We start from the raw sequence: 14,838 nt of genomic DNA, 5'->3' as shown, positions 1-14,838 counted from the left end.
TATGTCTTTTATGTGTCCTGCCTGAATCAGGCTTTCCCGGATGTATTGGTCAGCAACATCGCATCGCCATAGCTAAAAAATCGATAGCGCTGTGCAATCGCATGCGCATAAGCTGATTTGATTTTATCGTAACCGGCAAACGCCGATACCAGCATCATCAGCGTCGATTTTGGCAAATGGAAATTCGTGATTAAACGGTCAACGGTTTTAAATACATAACCCGGCGTAATGAATAATTGCGTATCGTCACTGCCAGCTTCGAGCTGACCACTTTGCGATGCAGATTCCAGCGCGCGCATACTGGTGGTGCCGACTGCGATGACTTTGCCCCCCGCCGCTTTTGTCTTACGTACCGCAGCTACCGTTTCTTGCGGTACGGTGTACCACTCACTGTGCATCACATGCTCGTTCAGATCTTCAACCCGCACCGGCTGAAATGTCCCCGCGCCAACATGCAGAGTCACATACGCCAAACCAACGCCTTTTTCCTGGCAGTGTTGCAATAATGCCTGATCAAAATGCAGCCCCGCCGTCGGCGCAGCGACTGCACCGGGAACACGGTTATAGACCGTTTGATAGCGCTGTTCATCAAAGTCATCGGCATCGTGTTCGATATACGGCGGCAAAGGCAGGCGACCATAGGTTTCGAGCAAAGTAAAAATATCGCTTGGAAAAAACAAAGTGAAAAATTCGCCCTGCCGTTCACCCACCACCACATCGAACGCATCTGCCAGCCGGATTTTACTTCCCGGCAGCGGTGATTTTGAGGCACGCATCTGCACCAGCACGCTGCGGTTGTCATCCGTATTCGATAGCACTCGCTCAACCAGCAATTGCACTTTGCCGCCGGTTTCCTTGACACCGAAAAAACGCGCTTTGAGCACACGGGTATCATTGAACACCAGCAAATCACCGGCGGCCAGCTGGTCGATCACATCAGAAAAATGGCGGTCCACCAGTTGTTCACCATCGACATGCAATAAGCGCGAAGCGGTTCTGTCCGGCAGCGGCATTTGCGCGATTAATGCATCGGGCAGATCAAAATCAAAATCACTCAGAGAATATTTCATGCGTGGGAAACAAAAAGAGATAGAACAAAATGCTGCATACTGTATAAAAACTCAGTAAAATAAGCTGCAACAGGATTTTCCTGTACAACCGAGCCAACAGCAAAACCCACCATTTTACACCCATGGCAGCTGAAGACCCAAGCGCAAGCACAGAGACGCACGCGTCACCGATCAAAGCAGCCCGCCAGTCAGGAAAAAAAACGTCGTCCAAAGCGGCAGGTAGCGCCAGCAAAACCAGCGAAAAACTCGCGCGACTGGGCTTGCGCAAAGACATGGATTTCGTCCTGCATCTGCCCATGCGTTATGAGGATGAAACGGCCATTATTCCCATGCATGATGCGGCCTTACGCGGTGGCAGCACCGTACAGGTGGAAGGCGTCGTGACCGCATCGGATGTGCAATATCGCCCGCGCCGCCAACTTGTTGTCACCATCAGCGACGATAGCGGGCAAGTCGTTTTACGCTTTCTGAATTTTTACGGCAGCCAGCTTAAACAATTAGCGATGGGCGTGCGCGTCAGGGCCCGTGGCGAATTGCGGCATGGTTTTTTGGGGGCGGAAATGGTGCACCCCGGCTACAAAATCGTCAACGAAGGCGCGCCATTACCAACCGCGCTGACCCCGGTTTACCATTCCGGCGAAGGCGTGCCACAAGCGCTGCTACGCAAGGCCATTGCGAACGCCATGACCAGGGTCAACTGGCGCGATACCTTGTCGCCGGCACGTTTAGCGGCCTTAGGTTTACAAGGATTCGAGGCCAGCGTACGCACTTTGCACAATCCACCGCCCGATGTCGATCAGTACAGCCTGATGGAGCACGAACATCCGGCGTGGGAGCGCATGAAATTCGATGAGCTGCTGGCACAACAACTCTCGTTAAAACGGGCGCAGATCACACGCCGTAGCAAAGGCGCAAACGCGCTGCCTGTCACCGGCGAACTCAGTAACGCGTTTTTATTGAATCTGCCTTTTTCACTGACAGGCGCGCAAGAAAAGGTGCTGGCAGAAATCCGCGCCGATTTACGCGAAACCTTCCCCATGCAACGTCTGTTACAAGGCGACGTCGGCAGCGGTAAAACCATCGTCGCTGCCCTGGCTGCAACACAAGCCATAGACAATGGCTTTCAGGCGGCCTTAATGGCGCCGACAGAAATTTTGGCAGAACAGCATTTCAGAAAAATCGCTGCCTGGCTGGAACCGCTGGGCGTGAAAACGGCATGGCTGACCGGCAGCCTCAGGAAAAAAGAAAAAGAAGCGGCCAATCTGTTGATTGCCTCCGGCGAAGCGCAGCTGGTGATAGGAACTCACGCACTGATACAAGATAACGTACTGTTCAAAAAACTGGGCTTAGTCATCGTCGATGAACAACATCGTTTCGGCGTCAGCCAACGCCTGAATCTGGCGAATAAAGCCGAGGCTGGAAAAGTCCCGCATCAATTGATGATGTCGGCAACACCGATCCCGCGCACACTGGCGATGACCTACTTCGCCGATCTGGAAGTGTCGGTGATCGATGAATTGCCACCGGGACGCACGCCTGTCGTTACTCGCGTGATTGATCAGAACCGGCGCGATGAAGTGATCTCGCGGGTACATGCGGCAGCACAGGAAGGCAAGCAAGTGTACTGGGTTTGCCCGCTGATAGAAGAATCCGAAACACTGCAACTGCAAACCGCGACCGACACCCATGCCATGCTGGCAGCGGCTTTACCCGGCATACAAGTCGGACTGGTACACGGACGACTCAAGCCTGCGGAAAAACAGGCTGTCATGGACGACTTTATTCACAACCGTACTCAGGTGCTGGTTGCCACGACGGTGATTGAAGTCGGGGTCGATGTGCCGAATGCGAGCCTGATGGTGATCGAACATGCAGAACGTTTTGGACTCTCACAACTCCACCAACTGCGTGGTCGCGTTGGTCGCGGTGCGGCCGCCAGTGTTTGCCTGTTGCTGTATCAGGGGCCGTTGGGGGGCACCGCCAAACAAAGGCTGGCGACCATGCGCGAAAGCAATGACGGCTTTGAGATCGCCCGTAAAGATTTAGAGTTACGCGGCCCCGGCGAATTTCTCGGAGCACGTCAGTCCGGCGAAGCCATGCTACGCTTTGCCAATCTGGAGACAGATCAATGGCTGGTCGAAAAAGCCAGAAATCTGGCGGCTGATTTATTAAAAAATGACCCGCTCACCGTCGCCGCGCACTTAGAGCGCTGGCTGGGCAACAAAGAAGAATTTTTGAGAGTGTAAATCTATGCTGAATATCGTTAATGTCGACTTCAATAAGCCACAACATGCAAAAGACTTGGTCGACATGCTCAATATGTATGCGCTAGACCCTATGGGCGGCGGTGAAACCCTGTCTGATTATGCACAGGCCAATCTTATTGGCGAACTCAAAAAACGCAATACCGTGCGCGCCATTCTCGCTTATGTGAATGATCAAGCTGCGGGTTTTGCAATTTGTATAGAAGGTTTCTCCACCTTTGCCTGCAAGTCTCTGCTGAACATCCACGACTTTGCAGTGCACCCCGATTTTCGTGGTCAGGGCATAGGCAATAAAATGATGCAGCACCTGACTTCTCTGTCCGAACAACTGGGTTATTGCAAAATGACTCTGGAAGTACTGGAGGGGAATACACGCGCACAAAATCTCTATCGCACAGAAGGTTTCGCACCGTATGAACTGAACCCGGAATTTGGTGGGGCGATCATCATGCAAAAGAAAATTGGCACAAAACCTGTTTAGTCGCCAAGCTCTAAAAAACGGAACGGCCTGCTGCTACATGTCGAAAGAAATAGCATACACTCGACATGTCAGGGCTGAGTCTGCCAACGACTTCAAATTACAACAGGAGAAAAAATGACAATAGATTTCAAAGGCCGTGTCGCCATCGTAACTGGTGCAGGTGGGGGTTTGGGGCGCGAACACGCGCTGGCATTGGCTGCTCGTGGCGCCAAAGTGGTCGTTAACGATCTGGGTGGCGCACGTGATGGCTCCGGTGGCTCTTCGGCCGCCGCGTTAGCAGTCGTCGAGGAAATCCGCGCAGCGGGCGGCGAAGCCATTGCGAATGGTGCCTCCGTCACAGATTTTGCCGCCGTGCAGGCGATGGTCGAAGACACGCTCAAACAATGGGGTCGCATTGATATTCTGGTCAATAACGCAGGAATTTTGCGGGATAAAAGTTTTGCGAAAATGGAGTTGGATGACTTCCGGCTCGTGATGGATGTGCATCTGATGGGCGCAGTTCATTGCTGTAAAGCGGTGTGGCCACTTATGACCGAACAAAAATACGGTCGCATCGTTATGACGACCTCATCTTCCGGTTTATATGGCAATTTCGGTCAGTCCAATTACGGCGCGGCCAAAATGGCATTGGTCGGCCTGATGCAAACGCTGGCACTGGAAGGCGCAAAATACAATATTCATGTCAACAGCCTGGCACCGACAGCCGCCACCCGTATGACCGAAAGCCTGTTCCCGCCAGAGTTTTTAGATGCATTAAAACCGGCCGACGTCGTACCGGCAATGTTGGTACTCGCCGCGGAAAGCGCACCATCCAGAACCATACTGTGTGCCGGTGCAGGTAGTTTTGAAGCCGCGAATATCACGATGACGCAAGGCATCTGGGTAGGACGTGAAGGCGATGCGCCAGAACAACTGGCAGCACGGCTCAACGAGGTTCGCCAGCGCGACGGTGAAATCGTTCCTGAAAGTGGTGCAGCACAAGGACATCTGGAACTGACCAAAGCGATGAGTCACGCGCAGAAAAAATAAATGCGGCACCGGTAAATCAGAAATCCGTCTTCATCCAGAGCACCTTCGTGACACTGGATGAAGATCATACTCCCGGGGAGTATGATAAATTTTCATGTCTATCCCCCAATAGATACAAGGGCATTAAAATATACTCCCCCCCATATATTTATCCTTGTGCATTCTTCTGAAAATAAATAAATCAGATTGCTGACGCCAGCAAGACTCTGTGCCAAACTAAGCTCATGACACTCACAGAATTAAAATACATCGTCGCGGTCGCGCGCGAGAAACATTTCGGCCATGCAGCAGAAGCTTGTTTTGTTGCCCAGCCGACGCTGTCGGTTGCGATCAAAAAACTGGAAGACGAACTGGGAGTCACGATATTTGAACGTGGTGGCACAGAAGTTTCAACAACGCCGCTGGGCGCGCAGATCGTTGCACAGGCAGAGCGTGTGTTGGAACAGACCGCCGCCATCAAAGAAATCGCCAAGCAGAACAAAGACCCTCTGGCCGGTTCTTTCCGTCTCGGTGTGATCTATACCATTGGCCCTTACCTGTTGCCGACGCTGGTCAAAACGATGATCAGACAAGTGCCGCAAATGCCGCTGGTATTGCAGGAAAATTTCACGGTCAAACTGATGGAACTGCTGCGTCAGGGCGAACTGGATGCAGCCATCATGGCGTTGCCGTTGCCGGATCAGGGACTGATGACGCAACCCTTGTATGACGAACCTTTTGTCGTCGCGATGCCAAGTGATCATGCCTGGGCTGAGCGCAAGGAAGTCTCCGCAGAAGAATTAAAATCTGAAACCATGCTGTTGCTCGGAAACGGTCATTGTTTCCGCGATCAGGTGTTGGAGGTTTGCCCTGAAATGGCAAGATTCTCGACGACTGGCGATGGTATCGCCCGTACCTTTGAAGGCTCCTCTCTCGAAACCATACGCCACATGGTGGCCTCAGGCATAGGCCTGACTGTGCTGCCAATCGCCTCGGTGCCGGATATGAATGCCAAGGATGGCATGCTGCGCTACGTGCCATTCGCCGCCCCCGTGCCGGATCGTCGTGTCGTGATTGCCTGGCGCAAAAGTTTTACCCGCCAGGCGGCCATCGAAGCAATTCATCAGGCAGTGCTGGCCTGCGATTTACCTGGCGTGACCATGTTGGACTTACCGCCCGCAGCACAATAGCCAGACCATCGCCGACAAATACCGACGCTCGCCGCTCTGAGCATCAATCCGGCTTATTTCTTCGTTGCAATCTGATGAGTAATGCTGCTCATCACAGGCTTAGATTCAGGACGGCGTAAAGCGGTAAACGCAGAAAATTCCCATGAACGGAAACCGACCAGCAAAGTAAAGCCATCGATTTCTTCTGGCCTGAGTTTACGGTCCTCCTGATGCAGGCGCGCCAGTTCTGCCACCAATTGCTGAATTTTTTGTACGATTTCCTGCGCACTGCGACTCGAAACCCGCGCCGGCACGCATAGCAAGGTTTCGCCCACATGATCAAAGCGCCCGTTGAAATAATCGCTGACGACGTAGTCCCGGAAAAACTGTTGTACAGGGCCATCCGGCAACCAATGAAATGCCGGTGAAACATTCAACCGGTAACGGTTATTCGGCCGCAATTCAATCAATTCCAGTTTATCCAGTGCGACCAGATGCAATATTGTTTCCGCCGGACTGATCTCGTAAGTGTCCACAATCTGCTCTAAGGTCCAGTGACCAAGGCAACAGATTGCCACTAACAATAATTTAGGTTCAGCAATCAGGGACTTCTCCTGCGCCAGCGTCAGATTATCCGAGTGTGGAGCGACGTCCGCCGCCTGACGCAAGACATCCTCCATCGCGATACCTGACGCCTTACATATCTGCGCCAGACGCGACAGACTCATATCTTTCTGTCCAAACATGCGCTTAACGCTGGACTCACTCATGCCTATACGTTCGGCCAGAATTTTATAAGTAACACCAGCAGCACGCAGCTCTGTCCGTAACACATTCAGCAGTAATTCAGGTGAACTCAATTGCGCCTCCATCGAATAAGCAGTTCGCGAATAGTATCGTCTTTCAATACCAAGCATCTTGAAAATTTATTCTTTGAACATTTTAATAGTACGAAGTTCACAGTATTGAGAAACTCTTTTTTACTTATCGTCGTCCCTGAATGCCACTCCGGTCATCCAATTCCATCAGGGCCACTTCTCATCTGACATTGAAAGTAAGAAATGAAATCAATCATCCGATATCTCGCTTGTATCTGCGTTACCCTGGCCGTTTTTGCCTCGGGCTACGTGATAGGAAGAACAAGCGACAAACCATTCAAGCCCGCTTGCTCTGCGGCCACAGAAGCCGAATGCCCAGTGAATTACCGCTCGGATACTGATTGGCGACGCGCACCTGCCAACAGAAGCCAATCGTCATTGCTCACCTGAGACATTTGCAGGACTGTGCTCAGCCAGGAGGTGCGCTGGAACAAGCGCAAATACAAGCGCAAATCGCACTTATAATGGCGGGGCTAAAATCACTCCGCTTTAAGACATGAACGCTTTACTCTCGCGATTGCAATGGTATTTAAAACTAGTACGGCTCGATAAACCTATCGGCATCGTATTACTGTTGTGGCCAACCCTGATCGCCCTGTGGCTGGCGACAGACGGCGCACCCGATGGCAAACTGGTTGCGATCTTTTGCCTTGGTACTGCACTGATGCGTTCTGCAGGCTGCGCGGTGAATGACTACGCAGACAGAGAGTTCGACAAGCACGTCAAACGTACTGCAGATCGCCCTCTGACCAGCGGCAAAGTATCCGGCAAAGAAGCTCTGCTGATTGCGTTGGTATTATCGTTACTCGCCTTTTCACTCATTCTTCCGCTGAATGCGTTAACGAAACAATTGTCCATTCTTGCGGTCGTGATTGCCGCGACCTATCCGTATTTCAAGCGCTTTTTCGGCATCCCTCAGGCTTATCTTGGCATCGCTTATGGTTTCGGCATTCCGATGGCATTTGCGGCTGTACAAAACACGGTTCCGTGGACTGCATGGATGCTGCTGGTCGCCAATGTATTCTGGACTGTTGCGTATGACACCGAATATGCGATGGTGGACAGAGATGATGATCTTAAAATCGGGATCAAAACCTCCGCGATTACCTTTGGTCAGTTTGACGTTAAGGCGATTATGCTCTGTTACGTCGTCAGCCTCGCGATGATCACTTTGATCGGTTACTCTTATGGTCTGCGTAGCTGGTTTTTCGCTGGCATCGCCGTCGCGGCCGCCTGCGCGATCTATCATTACAACCTGATCAAAGACCGCGACCGGATGCGCTGCTTCGCCGCGTTCAGGCACAATAACTGGCTGGGGGCGGCAATCTTTGCTGGTGTTGCGGTTGACTATGTATTACATTAAATGCGACGATCAAAGTAATGAACGCCAGCGCCATAAGCCAGCGTAACAAATAAGTGCCACTCTGTTTGATCTGTCGCAAAAGCTGTTATGTTGTACTACCTAGACTATCAACAGATACTCTTTATCAACACTTTTAAAGGAAATACGATGAGCTCAATAGAACAGCACAAAGATCAATTGATGCACGATCTGAATCAGGTCATACGCGATGCCGAAGAAATGTTGAAAAATACAGAGCAGCAGACAGGCGAAGGCTTCAAATCGGCGAAAGCGCGTTTTGAGCAGACACTGAAAAATGCGAAGGCTGAAGTTCAGCGTGTTGAAGATCTGGTCATTACCAGAACAAAAGATGCAGCGAAAGCAACCGATGTCTACGTGAAAGAAAATCCATGGCAATCTGCCGGTATTGCCGCAGGTGTTGGCTTGCTGCTCGGTTTGCTGATCGGACGTAGTAAGTAACTCATGGCTATTCTCGACTCTGTGGGGAAACTCATCGCGACCTTTTCAGGCATCGTCCACACACGCCTGGAGCTGGTTGCGGTCGAAATAGAGGAAGAGCTCAGCCGCTTTTCCTCTATTCTTCTATGGTCATTGACAGCGCTGTTTTGTGCCTGTTGTGCCGTTGTCCTGATTGTGGTTCTGTTGATCGCTGTATTTTGGGACACCCACAGAATTGAGTTAATTTCAGGTCTGATTGCCGTGTTTGCAGTTGCGGCTGCGGGCATTACCTGGTGGATACACCAACAGTTGCAAGCAAAGCCAAGACTGCTCTCACTGACCTTGTCAGAGTTAGAAAAAGATGGGCAGGCACTGCGCGATAAATTTCCTCACTCCACTCCGAATTGAGGAAAATAATGTCGGCTTACAAAGAAAAACTTGCTTTCCGCCGCGAAGCACTAGTACTGAAAGTACATGCGCAAAGACAGCTATTGTCTTTGCAGACGCAAGAGCTTCAGCAGTCAATCGAGTTTGCTGAATTCAGCCTGAATTGCGCGGCGAAAGTTGTGGTCGCAGTCAGAAAAAAACCAATATTAGGCGTGGTGCTTGCAGCGGCAATTTATGTGGTAAAGCCTGCCCGCGCCTTGTCCTTCGTAACGACCTCGTTACGAGCCTGGCAAACATGGCGCAAACTTGCGCCATTGCTCAAACAAGCTGGAAATCAATAGTTTATTCTTGCTGACCAAATTCATCACCCAGCTCTGCACCTCTGACTGCGGCGGCTTGAATGGCACGGATGATCGCTTGTTTCACTTCGCTATTTTCCATGCTTGTCAAAGCGGCATAAGTGGTCCCGCCCTTAGAAGTCACCCGCTCCCGTAATACCGCAACGGGTTCATTCGAGTGCATCGCCAGTTGTGCTGCGCCCTCAAAAGTCTCGATGGCAAATTGCGTTCCCTGTTCTGCACTCAGTCCGAGCGCAACTGCAGCCTCCTGCATCGCTTCAATAAAATAAAAGACATAAGCTGGGCCACTGCCGGAAACAGCAGTCACAGCATCAATCAGATGCTCTTCGCTTAACCAGGAAGTCAGCCCGACCGAGCGCAGAATGTCATCTGCGACTTTTTTCTGTTGCTCGCTGACGCCCGGCATCGCATATAAACCAGTAATACCTTTTCCAATCAATGCAGGCGTGTTCGGCATTGCACGGACAATGGTCGGATATGAATTCAGCCAGCGGGAAATATCTGTCGTGCGTATGCCTGCGGCAATCGTAAGCAACAACTGGTGTTGAATAAATGGCGCCAATGCGCCGATGACATCGCGCAATTGCTGCGGCTTAACAGCCAGAACAATCACGTCCATGGTCTGCAAACGCTCATCAATACTTAACGCAGTGGTCACCCCGAATTCTGTTTCCAGCCTGTTTAAAGACGTTTGATTCACGTCGATAACATGAATATATTCTGGCTCCGTAAAATCCGGCAGCAATCCACCAATCAGTGCGGACGCCATATTGCCGCCACCGATAAAAGCAATCTTTAATTTATTTTGCATAATTTCTACTCCCAAAAATTCCGGTTCCTATCCTGACCATCGTACTGCCCTCGGCGATTGCGGCATGCAAGTCGCTGCTCATCCCCATCGATAAAGTATCCTGCGGAATACCCTGCGCCGATATTTTTTCGCCTAACTCTCTTAAATGACGGAATGCCTGACGCTGCTGTGCGACGTCCGAGGTTGGTTCGGGCACCGCCATCAATCCCCGCAAACGGATACGAGGTAATGTGGCGATTCTTAACGCCAGCGCTACCACGTCTTCCGGAGCGACGCCGCTTTTACTCTCTTCGCCACTGATGTTAACTTGCAGGCAGATATTTAAATCGGCCATGGTTGCTGGTCGTTGCTCCGACAAGCGAACTGCGATTTTTTCTCTGTCCACCGAATGCACCCAGTCAAAATGCTCGGCGATCGGTTTTGTCTTGTTACTCTGTATCGGCCCGATAAAATGCCATTCGAGGTGTAGCTCAGGCGAGTTGCTCTGTATCAGAGTCATTTTTTCTAACGCTTCCTGAAGGTAGTTCTCGCCAAAAGCAGTTTGCCCATGCTGCGCAGCCTCCAGAATCGCTTCCGCACCGAAAGTTTTAGAAACAGCTAACAGTCTGACCGACTTCGACGGACGATCAAACCTCAGTTCTGTTGCCCGGATGTCATCAAGTACGGCTTGCAAGTTGTCAGAAATTAAGGACATAATCAGAAAATTTTGTAGGGAACTTCATCAATTTTTTGCTTGCTCTTCTTTATTAGAGCAAAATGCACTACGCTTTGTCGCCGCTTTATCGCGATTGTCATAAAAGACGTACACCAACTACCGGAATTATAAATGGACATTTCTGAACTGCTTGCGTTCTCCGTCAAGAATAACGCCTCCGATCTTCACTTATCATCGGGTCTGCCACCAATGATACGGGTACATGGCGACGTACGTCGAATTAATTTGCCGCCACTGGAGCATAAAGATGTACATGAGTTGATCTATGACATCATGAATGATTCGCAGCGCAAAATTTACGAAGAAACTCTGGAGTGTGACTTCTCTTTTGCGATTCCGGGACTGGCACGTTTCCGTGTGAATGCGTTTAATCAGGAACGTGGTCCGGCGGCCGTTATGCGTACGATTCCATCAAAAATTTTAACGCTGGAACAATTAAATGCGCCGCGTATTTTTGCTGACCTTGCTTTAAAACCTCGCGGTCTGGTTCTGGTTACCGGACCAACCGGCTCAGGAAAATCAACCACACTGGCCGGGATGGTGAATCACCTGAATGAGAATGAATATGGACATATCCTGACCGTCGAAGATCCGATTGAGTTTGTGCATGAATCAAAAAAATGCCTGATCAACCAACGTGAAGTCGGCCCACATACCATGTCGTTTAATAACGCTTTGCGTTCAGCTTTGCGTGAAGATCCGGATGCGATTCTGGTCGGCGAGTTGCGTGATCTTGAAACAATTCGCCTGGCATTGACCGCCGCTGAAACAGGCCACTTAGTTTTCGGCACCTTGCATACGTCTTCCGCTGCTAAAACGATAGATCGTATCGTTGACGTTTTCCCTGCTGAAGAAAAAGAAATGGTCAGATCGATGTTGTCAGAGTCTTTGCAGGCCGTGATTTCGCAAACGCTGCTGAAAGTCAAAGATGGCTCGGGACGTGTTGCTGCCCATGAAATTATGATCGGTACACCCGCGATTCGTAATCTGATTCGCGAAGCAAAAATTGCTCAGATGTATTCTGCGATACAAACCGGTAACAACATGGGTATGCAGACTTTGGATCAGAACCTGACTGATCTGGTAAAGCGCAACGTGATTTCGGTGGGCACAGCACGTGCAGCAGCGAAAATTCCGGAAAATTTCCCAGGTTAATTGAGCAGATAGAAAGAGACGAACATGGAACGCGATCAGGCAACCAAATTCATGCATGACCTGCTCAGACTGATGCTGAGTAAAAATGGTTCTGACTTATTCATCACCGCTGACTTCCCTCCTGCATTTAAAATCGACGGCAGAGTGACACCAGTATCAAACCAGCCGCTGACACCGGCACATACGGTTGATCTGGCTCGCGCTATCATGAACGATAAGCAGGCGGCTGAATTCGAATCGACCAAAGAATGTAACTTCGCGATCAATCCTGCAGGCATGGGACGTTTCCGCGTCTCCGCCTTTATGCAGCAAGGTCGTGTCGGCCTGGTATTGCGGACAATCACCACAGCCATTCCTAAATTAGAAGACCTGGGTTTGCCAGAAAACCTCAAAGAGGTTGTGATGACCAAGCGTGGTCTGGTGATCATGGTTGGTGCAACTGGCTCAGGCAAGTCAACCACACTGGCGGCGATGGTGGGCCACCGCAATCATTCCAGTTACGGTCATATTATTACGATTGAAGACCCTATCGAATATGTGCATCCGCATGCGAATTGCATCGTGACGCAACGAGAAGTCGGTATCGATACGGAAGACTGGGGAGCCGCGCTGAAAAACTCGCTGCGTCAGGCACCTGATGTCATTCAGATTGGTGAGATCCGTGATCGTGAAACTATGGACTTTGCGATTGCATTTGCAGAAACCGGCCATTTATGCCTCGCGACTTTGCATGCAAACAGTTCAAATCAGGCACTGGACCGTATCATCAACTTCTTCCCCGAGGAGCGTCGGGCACAATTATTGATGGATTTGTCACTGAATCTGAAAGCTGTGATTTCGCAACGGCTGATACCGTTAAAAGGGCGTAAAGGTCGTGTTGCCGCAGTTGAAATCATGCTGAACTCACCACTGATTTCCGATCTGATCTTCAAAGGCCAAGTGCATGAGATCAAAGAAATCATGAAGAAATCACGTGAACTCGGTATGCGTACGTTTGACCAGGATTTATTTGATTTGCATGAAGCCGGTAAAATTACCTATGAAGATGCACTGCGTAACGCGGATTCTGTGAACGAATTACGTCTCGCAATCATGTTGCAGGGTAAAGAGTCAAAAGAGCGTGACCTTAGCGCTGGCACACACCATTTAGGCATCGTTTAACTATGAGCGCACTTGATTACACCGTCACTAATTTGCAGGGACAAGCAGTTGACCTGAAACAGTATCTGGGAAAAGTGGTACTGATCGTTAACACCGCTAGTAAATGCGGTTTTACGCCCCAATACAAAGGCCTGGAAGCAGTCTATCAGCAGTTTAAAGACAAGGGCGTGGTGGTGCTTGGATTTCCATGCAATCAATTCGGTCATCAGGAACCGGGGACGGCTGATGAAATCGGCAGTTTCTGCGAAAAAAATTATGGCGTTACTTTTCCTCTGTTTGAGAAAATTGATGTCAACGGCAAAAATGCGCATCCGCTGTTTCAACACCTGAAATCTGAAGCGCCCGGTCTTTTGGGCATACAGGCGATTAAGTGGAATTTCACTAAATTTTTGATTAAGCAAGACGGCTCGGTATTTAAACGCTATGCGCCGCAAACAGCACCGGCAGATATTATTCAGGACGTGGAAAACCTGATCGCCGGAAAATAAGTCGTGTTTTCAGTTGCATTGTATGGTTGGGAAAGATCATATTATCCCCAACCATTGCAATGCCAGCGGCAAAAATATTGCTGTCAGTAACCCCGACAATCCCATTGCCAGGCCAGCAAACGCGCCCATTTCCTCACTTAACTGAAAAGCTCTGGCAGTTCCTATGCCATGCGCACTCACGCCTAATGCGAAGCCGCGTACACTGTCATCTTTGATATGCAGAAAATTCAGGATACCCGTCGCCATCATCGCGCCGAGTATGCCAGTCAGCATGACCAATGCTGCAGTCAACGACGGCAGGCCGCCGACTTTTTCCGTAATCCCCATCGCAATCGCCATCGTTACCGATTTTGACGCCAGCGATAATACCGTCACATGTGAAGCACCGAACCATTGCGCAAGCAACATCGCAGTGCCAATCGCAGACGCACTTCCCAACACGGCAGCAAGCAGAAACGCCCGCCACTGCGAGCGTAGCTTGTTCATCTGCTGATACAGCGGCACTGCCAAAGCCACCGTCGCCGGACCAAGTAAAAAATGGACGAACTGCGCGCCTGAAAAATAGGTCTGATACGACGTACCTGTTCCAATTAATACCAGCACGAGCATTGCGACGGCAATCGCGACCGGATTCGCAAGCGGGCTGAATTTACATCGGACATAGATCGCATAGGCAAGCTGATAGGCAAGCAGAGTTGCAGTGAGCCCCAGCAGAGGCGACGCTGCCAGATAAACCCACACGTCCGCTAATCTTGCGTTCATCGCGACATCCACTTTACACACAAGGCTGTCACAACAATCGAAATTGCGGTGCTCAGCACCAGTGCGATGACCAACGGTATCCATTCATCCAAAACAGTTTTTCCGTGCACCATGATGCCAACACCGGCCGGAATAAACAGCAGGGATAAATGTCTGAGTAACTCTTGCACGCCTGGTATCAGTTTGGGAGCAGCCTCTTTTTTCAGCAACAAAAATCCAAATAGCAACAACATCCCGATAACGGGCCCTGGGACGGGCATTTTCGACATAAAGACAAAGCCTTCGCCCAGACACTGAAAAATCAGGAGTATTAAAAACGTCCGGATCAT

At 50.4% G+C, this 14,838-nt stretch carries 17 protein-coding genes; 11 read left to right on the top strand and 6 right to left on the bottom strand.

Annotation, left to right across the window (positions count from 1 at the left end):
- Positions 1–26: 26 nt before the first annotated feature.
- Positions 27–1,070, bottom strand: coding sequence for a tRNA preQ1(34) S-adenosylmethionine ribosyltransferase-isomerase QueA (gene queA, locus H8K26_RS09410; RefSeq protein ID WP_190479081.1), 1,044 nt, complete (start codon positions 1,068–1,070; stop codon positions 27–29).
- A 122-nt stretch (positions 1,071–1,192) separates the two neighbouring features.
- Between queA and recG the strand changes: the two genes are divergently transcribed.
- The 4 genes from recG to H8K26_RS09390 all read left to right on the top strand — a co-directional run bounded on the left by recG (position 1,193) and on the right by H8K26_RS09390 (position 6,013).
- Complete coding sequence (gene recG / locus H8K26_RS09405) at positions 1,193–3,316, top strand: ATP-dependent DNA helicase RecG (RefSeq protein WP_190479079.1); 2,124 nt, start codon at positions 1,193–1,195, stop codon at positions 3,314–3,316.
- A 4-nt stretch (positions 3,317–3,320) separates the two neighbouring features.
- Entirely contained in the window at positions 3,321–3,815 is a 495-nt protein-coding gene (locus H8K26_RS09400; protein WP_190479077.1) for a GNAT family N-acetyltransferase, read from the top strand.
- A 114-nt stretch (positions 3,816–3,929) separates the two neighbouring features.
- Positions 3,930–4,844, top strand: a complete 915-nt coding sequence (locus H8K26_RS09395) for an SDR family oxidoreductase (protein ID WP_190479075.1) — start codon at positions 3,930–3,932, stop codon at positions 4,842–4,844.
- A 224-nt stretch (positions 4,845–5,068) separates the two neighbouring features.
- On the top strand, positions 5,069–6,013 hold the full coding sequence (locus H8K26_RS09390; protein ID WP_186882894.1) for a hydrogen peroxide-inducible genes activator: 945 nt from the start codon (positions 5,069–5,071) through the stop codon (positions 6,011–6,013).
- A gap of 53 nt (positions 6,014–6,066) precedes the next feature.
- Here the strand turns inward: H8K26_RS09390 and H8K26_RS09385 are convergent, their stop codons facing one another.
- The gene (locus H8K26_RS09385) at positions 6,067–6,852 is read right to left on the bottom strand and encodes a helix-turn-helix domain-containing protein (protein WP_223826937.1); all 786 of its coding nucleotides are present in this window, start codon (positions 6,850–6,852) and stop codon (positions 6,067–6,069) included.
- A 514-nt stretch (positions 6,853–7,366) separates the two neighbouring features.
- Between H8K26_RS09385 and ubiA the strand changes: the two genes are divergently transcribed.
- The 4 genes from ubiA (at position 7,367) to H8K26_RS09365 (ending at position 9,399) form a co-directional block, all read left to right on the top strand.
- On the top strand, positions 7,367–8,233 hold the full coding sequence (ubiA, locus tag H8K26_RS09380; protein ID WP_190479073.1) for a 4-hydroxybenzoate octaprenyltransferase: 867 nt from the start codon (positions 7,367–7,369) through the stop codon (positions 8,231–8,233).
- Positions 8,234–8,380: 147 nt separating this feature from the next.
- Positions 8,381–8,692 (top strand): ElaB/YgaM/YqjD family protein, encoded by a 312-nt coding sequence (locus H8K26_RS09375; protein ID WP_186882892.1) that lies wholly within the window; start codon positions 8,381–8,383, stop codon positions 8,690–8,692.
- A 3-nt stretch (positions 8,693–8,695) separates the two neighbouring features.
- The gene (locus tag H8K26_RS09370; RefSeq protein ID WP_186882891.1) at positions 8,696–9,079 is read left to right on the top strand and encodes a phage holin family protein; all 384 of its coding nucleotides are present in this window, start codon (positions 8,696–8,698) and stop codon (positions 9,077–9,079) included.
- Positions 9,080–9,087: 8 nt separating this feature from the next.
- Positions 9,088–9,399, top strand: coding sequence for a YqjK family protein (locus H8K26_RS09365; RefSeq protein ID WP_190479071.1), 312 nt, complete (start codon positions 9,088–9,090; stop codon positions 9,397–9,399).
- A 1-nt stretch (position 9,400) separates the two neighbouring features.
- On the opposite strand, the gene proC is transcribed toward H8K26_RS09365, so the two are convergent.
- Entirely contained in the window at positions 9,401–10,228 is an 828-nt protein-coding gene (gene proC, locus H8K26_RS09360; RefSeq protein ID WP_190479069.1) for a pyrroline-5-carboxylate reductase, read from the bottom strand.
- Positions 10,218–10,922, bottom strand: a complete 705-nt coding sequence (locus tag H8K26_RS09355; RefSeq protein WP_190479067.1) for a YggS family pyridoxal phosphate-dependent enzyme — start codon at positions 10,920–10,922, stop codon at positions 10,218–10,220. Before H8K26_RS09355 ends, proC begins: the two co-directional genes overlap by 11 nt.
- Positions 10,923–11,054: 132 nt before the next feature.
- On the opposite strand from H8K26_RS09355, the gene H8K26_RS09350 reads away from it, so the two are divergent.
- From H8K26_RS09350 to H8K26_RS09340, 3 genes are read left to right on the top strand one after another with little or no spacing between them, the layout of a single operon-like run.
- Positions 11,055–12,098 (top strand): type IV pilus twitching motility protein PilT, encoded by a 1,044-nt coding sequence (locus tag H8K26_RS09350; protein ID WP_186882887.1) that lies wholly within the window; start codon positions 11,055–11,057, stop codon positions 12,096–12,098.
- Between the two features lie 24 nt (positions 12,099–12,122).
- A complete protein-coding gene (locus H8K26_RS09345) occupies positions 12,123–13,259 on the top strand; it encodes a PilT/PilU family type 4a pilus ATPase (RefSeq protein ID WP_190479065.1) in 1,137 nt (378 codons plus the stop codon).
- Between the two features lie 2 nt (positions 13,260–13,261).
- Positions 13,262–13,747: a glutathione peroxidase gene (locus H8K26_RS09340; protein WP_186882885.1), complete on the top strand. Its 486-nt coding sequence runs from the start codon at positions 13,262–13,264 to the stop codon at positions 13,745–13,747.
- 36 nt (positions 13,748–13,783) lie between these two features.
- Here the strand turns inward: H8K26_RS09340 and H8K26_RS09335 are convergent, their stop codons facing one another.
- Together H8K26_RS09335 and H8K26_RS09330 are read right to left on the bottom strand one after the other, a co-directional pair.
- A complete protein-coding gene (locus H8K26_RS09335; protein ID WP_186882884.1) occupies positions 13,784–14,509 on the bottom strand; it encodes an LrgB family protein in 726 nt (241 codons plus the stop codon).
- A complete protein-coding gene (locus H8K26_RS09330; RefSeq protein ID WP_186897016.1) occupies positions 14,506–14,838 on the bottom strand; it encodes a CidA/LrgA family protein in 333 nt (110 codons plus the stop codon). Before H8K26_RS09330 ends, H8K26_RS09335 begins: the two co-directional genes overlap by 4 nt.

Origin of the sequence: Cognatundibacterium aquatile, from assembly GCF_014699135.1 — a bacterium.
Lineage (GTDB): Bacteria > Pseudomonadota > Gammaproteobacteria > Burkholderiales > Burkholderiaceae_D > Undibacterium > Undibacterium aquatile.
This window is presented reverse-complemented; position numbering and strand designations above follow the sequence as displayed.

Excerpts from the sequence above, each read along its gene's own strand:
- H8K26_RS09395 (WP_190479075.1), top strand. The coding sequence starts at position 3,930 with ATGACAATAGATTTCAAAGGCCGTGTCGCCATCGTAACTGGTGCAGGT.
- H8K26_RS09400 (WP_190479077.1), top strand. The coding sequence starts at position 3,321 with ATGCTGAATATCGTTAATGTCGACTTCAATAAGCCACAACATGCAAAA.
- H8K26_RS09345 (WP_190479065.1), top strand. The coding sequence starts at position 12,123 with ATGGAACGCGATCAGGCAACCAAATTCATGCATGACCTGCTCAGACTG.
- H8K26_RS09340 (WP_186882885.1), top strand. The coding sequence starts at position 13,262 with ATGAGCGCACTTGATTACACCGTCACTAATTTGCAGGGACAAGCAGTT.
- H8K26_RS09365 (WP_190479071.1), top strand. The coding sequence starts at position 9,088 with ATGTCGGCTTACAAAGAAAAACTTGCTTTCCGCCGCGAAGCACTAGTA.
- H8K26_RS09330 (WP_186897016.1), bottom strand. The coding sequence starts at position 14,838 with ATGATCCGGACGTTTTTAATACTCCTGATTTTTCAGTGTCTGGGCGAA.
- H8K26_RS09335 (WP_186882884.1), bottom strand. The coding sequence starts at position 14,509 with ATGAACGCAAGATTAGCGGACGTGTGGGTTTATCTGGCAGCGTCGCCT.
- H8K26_RS09350 (WP_186882887.1), top strand. The coding sequence starts at position 11,055 with ATGGACATTTCTGAACTGCTTGCGTTCTCCGTCAAGAATAACGCCTCC.
- ubiA (WP_190479073.1), top strand. The coding sequence starts at position 7,367 with ATGAACGCTTTACTCTCGCGATTGCAATGGTATTTAAAACTAGTACGG.
- H8K26_RS09355 (WP_190479067.1), bottom strand. The coding sequence starts at position 10,922 with ATGTCCTTAATTTCTGACAACTTGCAAGCCGTACTTGATGACATCCGG.
- H8K26_RS09375 (WP_186882892.1), top strand. The coding sequence starts at position 8,381 with ATGAGCTCAATAGAACAGCACAAAGATCAATTGATGCACGATCTGAAT.
- proC (WP_190479069.1), bottom strand. The coding sequence starts at position 10,228 with ATGCAAAATAAATTAAAGATTGCTTTTATCGGTGGCGGCAATATGGCG.
- queA (WP_190479081.1), bottom strand. The coding sequence starts at position 1,070 with ATGAAATATTCTCTGAGTGATTTTGATTTTGATCTGCCCGATGCATTA.
- H8K26_RS09370 (WP_186882891.1), top strand. The coding sequence starts at position 8,696 with ATGGCTATTCTCGACTCTGTGGGGAAACTCATCGCGACCTTTTCAGGC.
- H8K26_RS09390 (WP_186882894.1), top strand. The coding sequence starts at position 5,069 with ATGACACTCACAGAATTAAAATACATCGTCGCGGTCGCGCGCGAGAAA.
- recG (WP_190479079.1), top strand. The coding sequence starts at position 1,193 with ATGGCAGCTGAAGACCCAAGCGCAAGCACAGAGACGCACGCGTCACCG.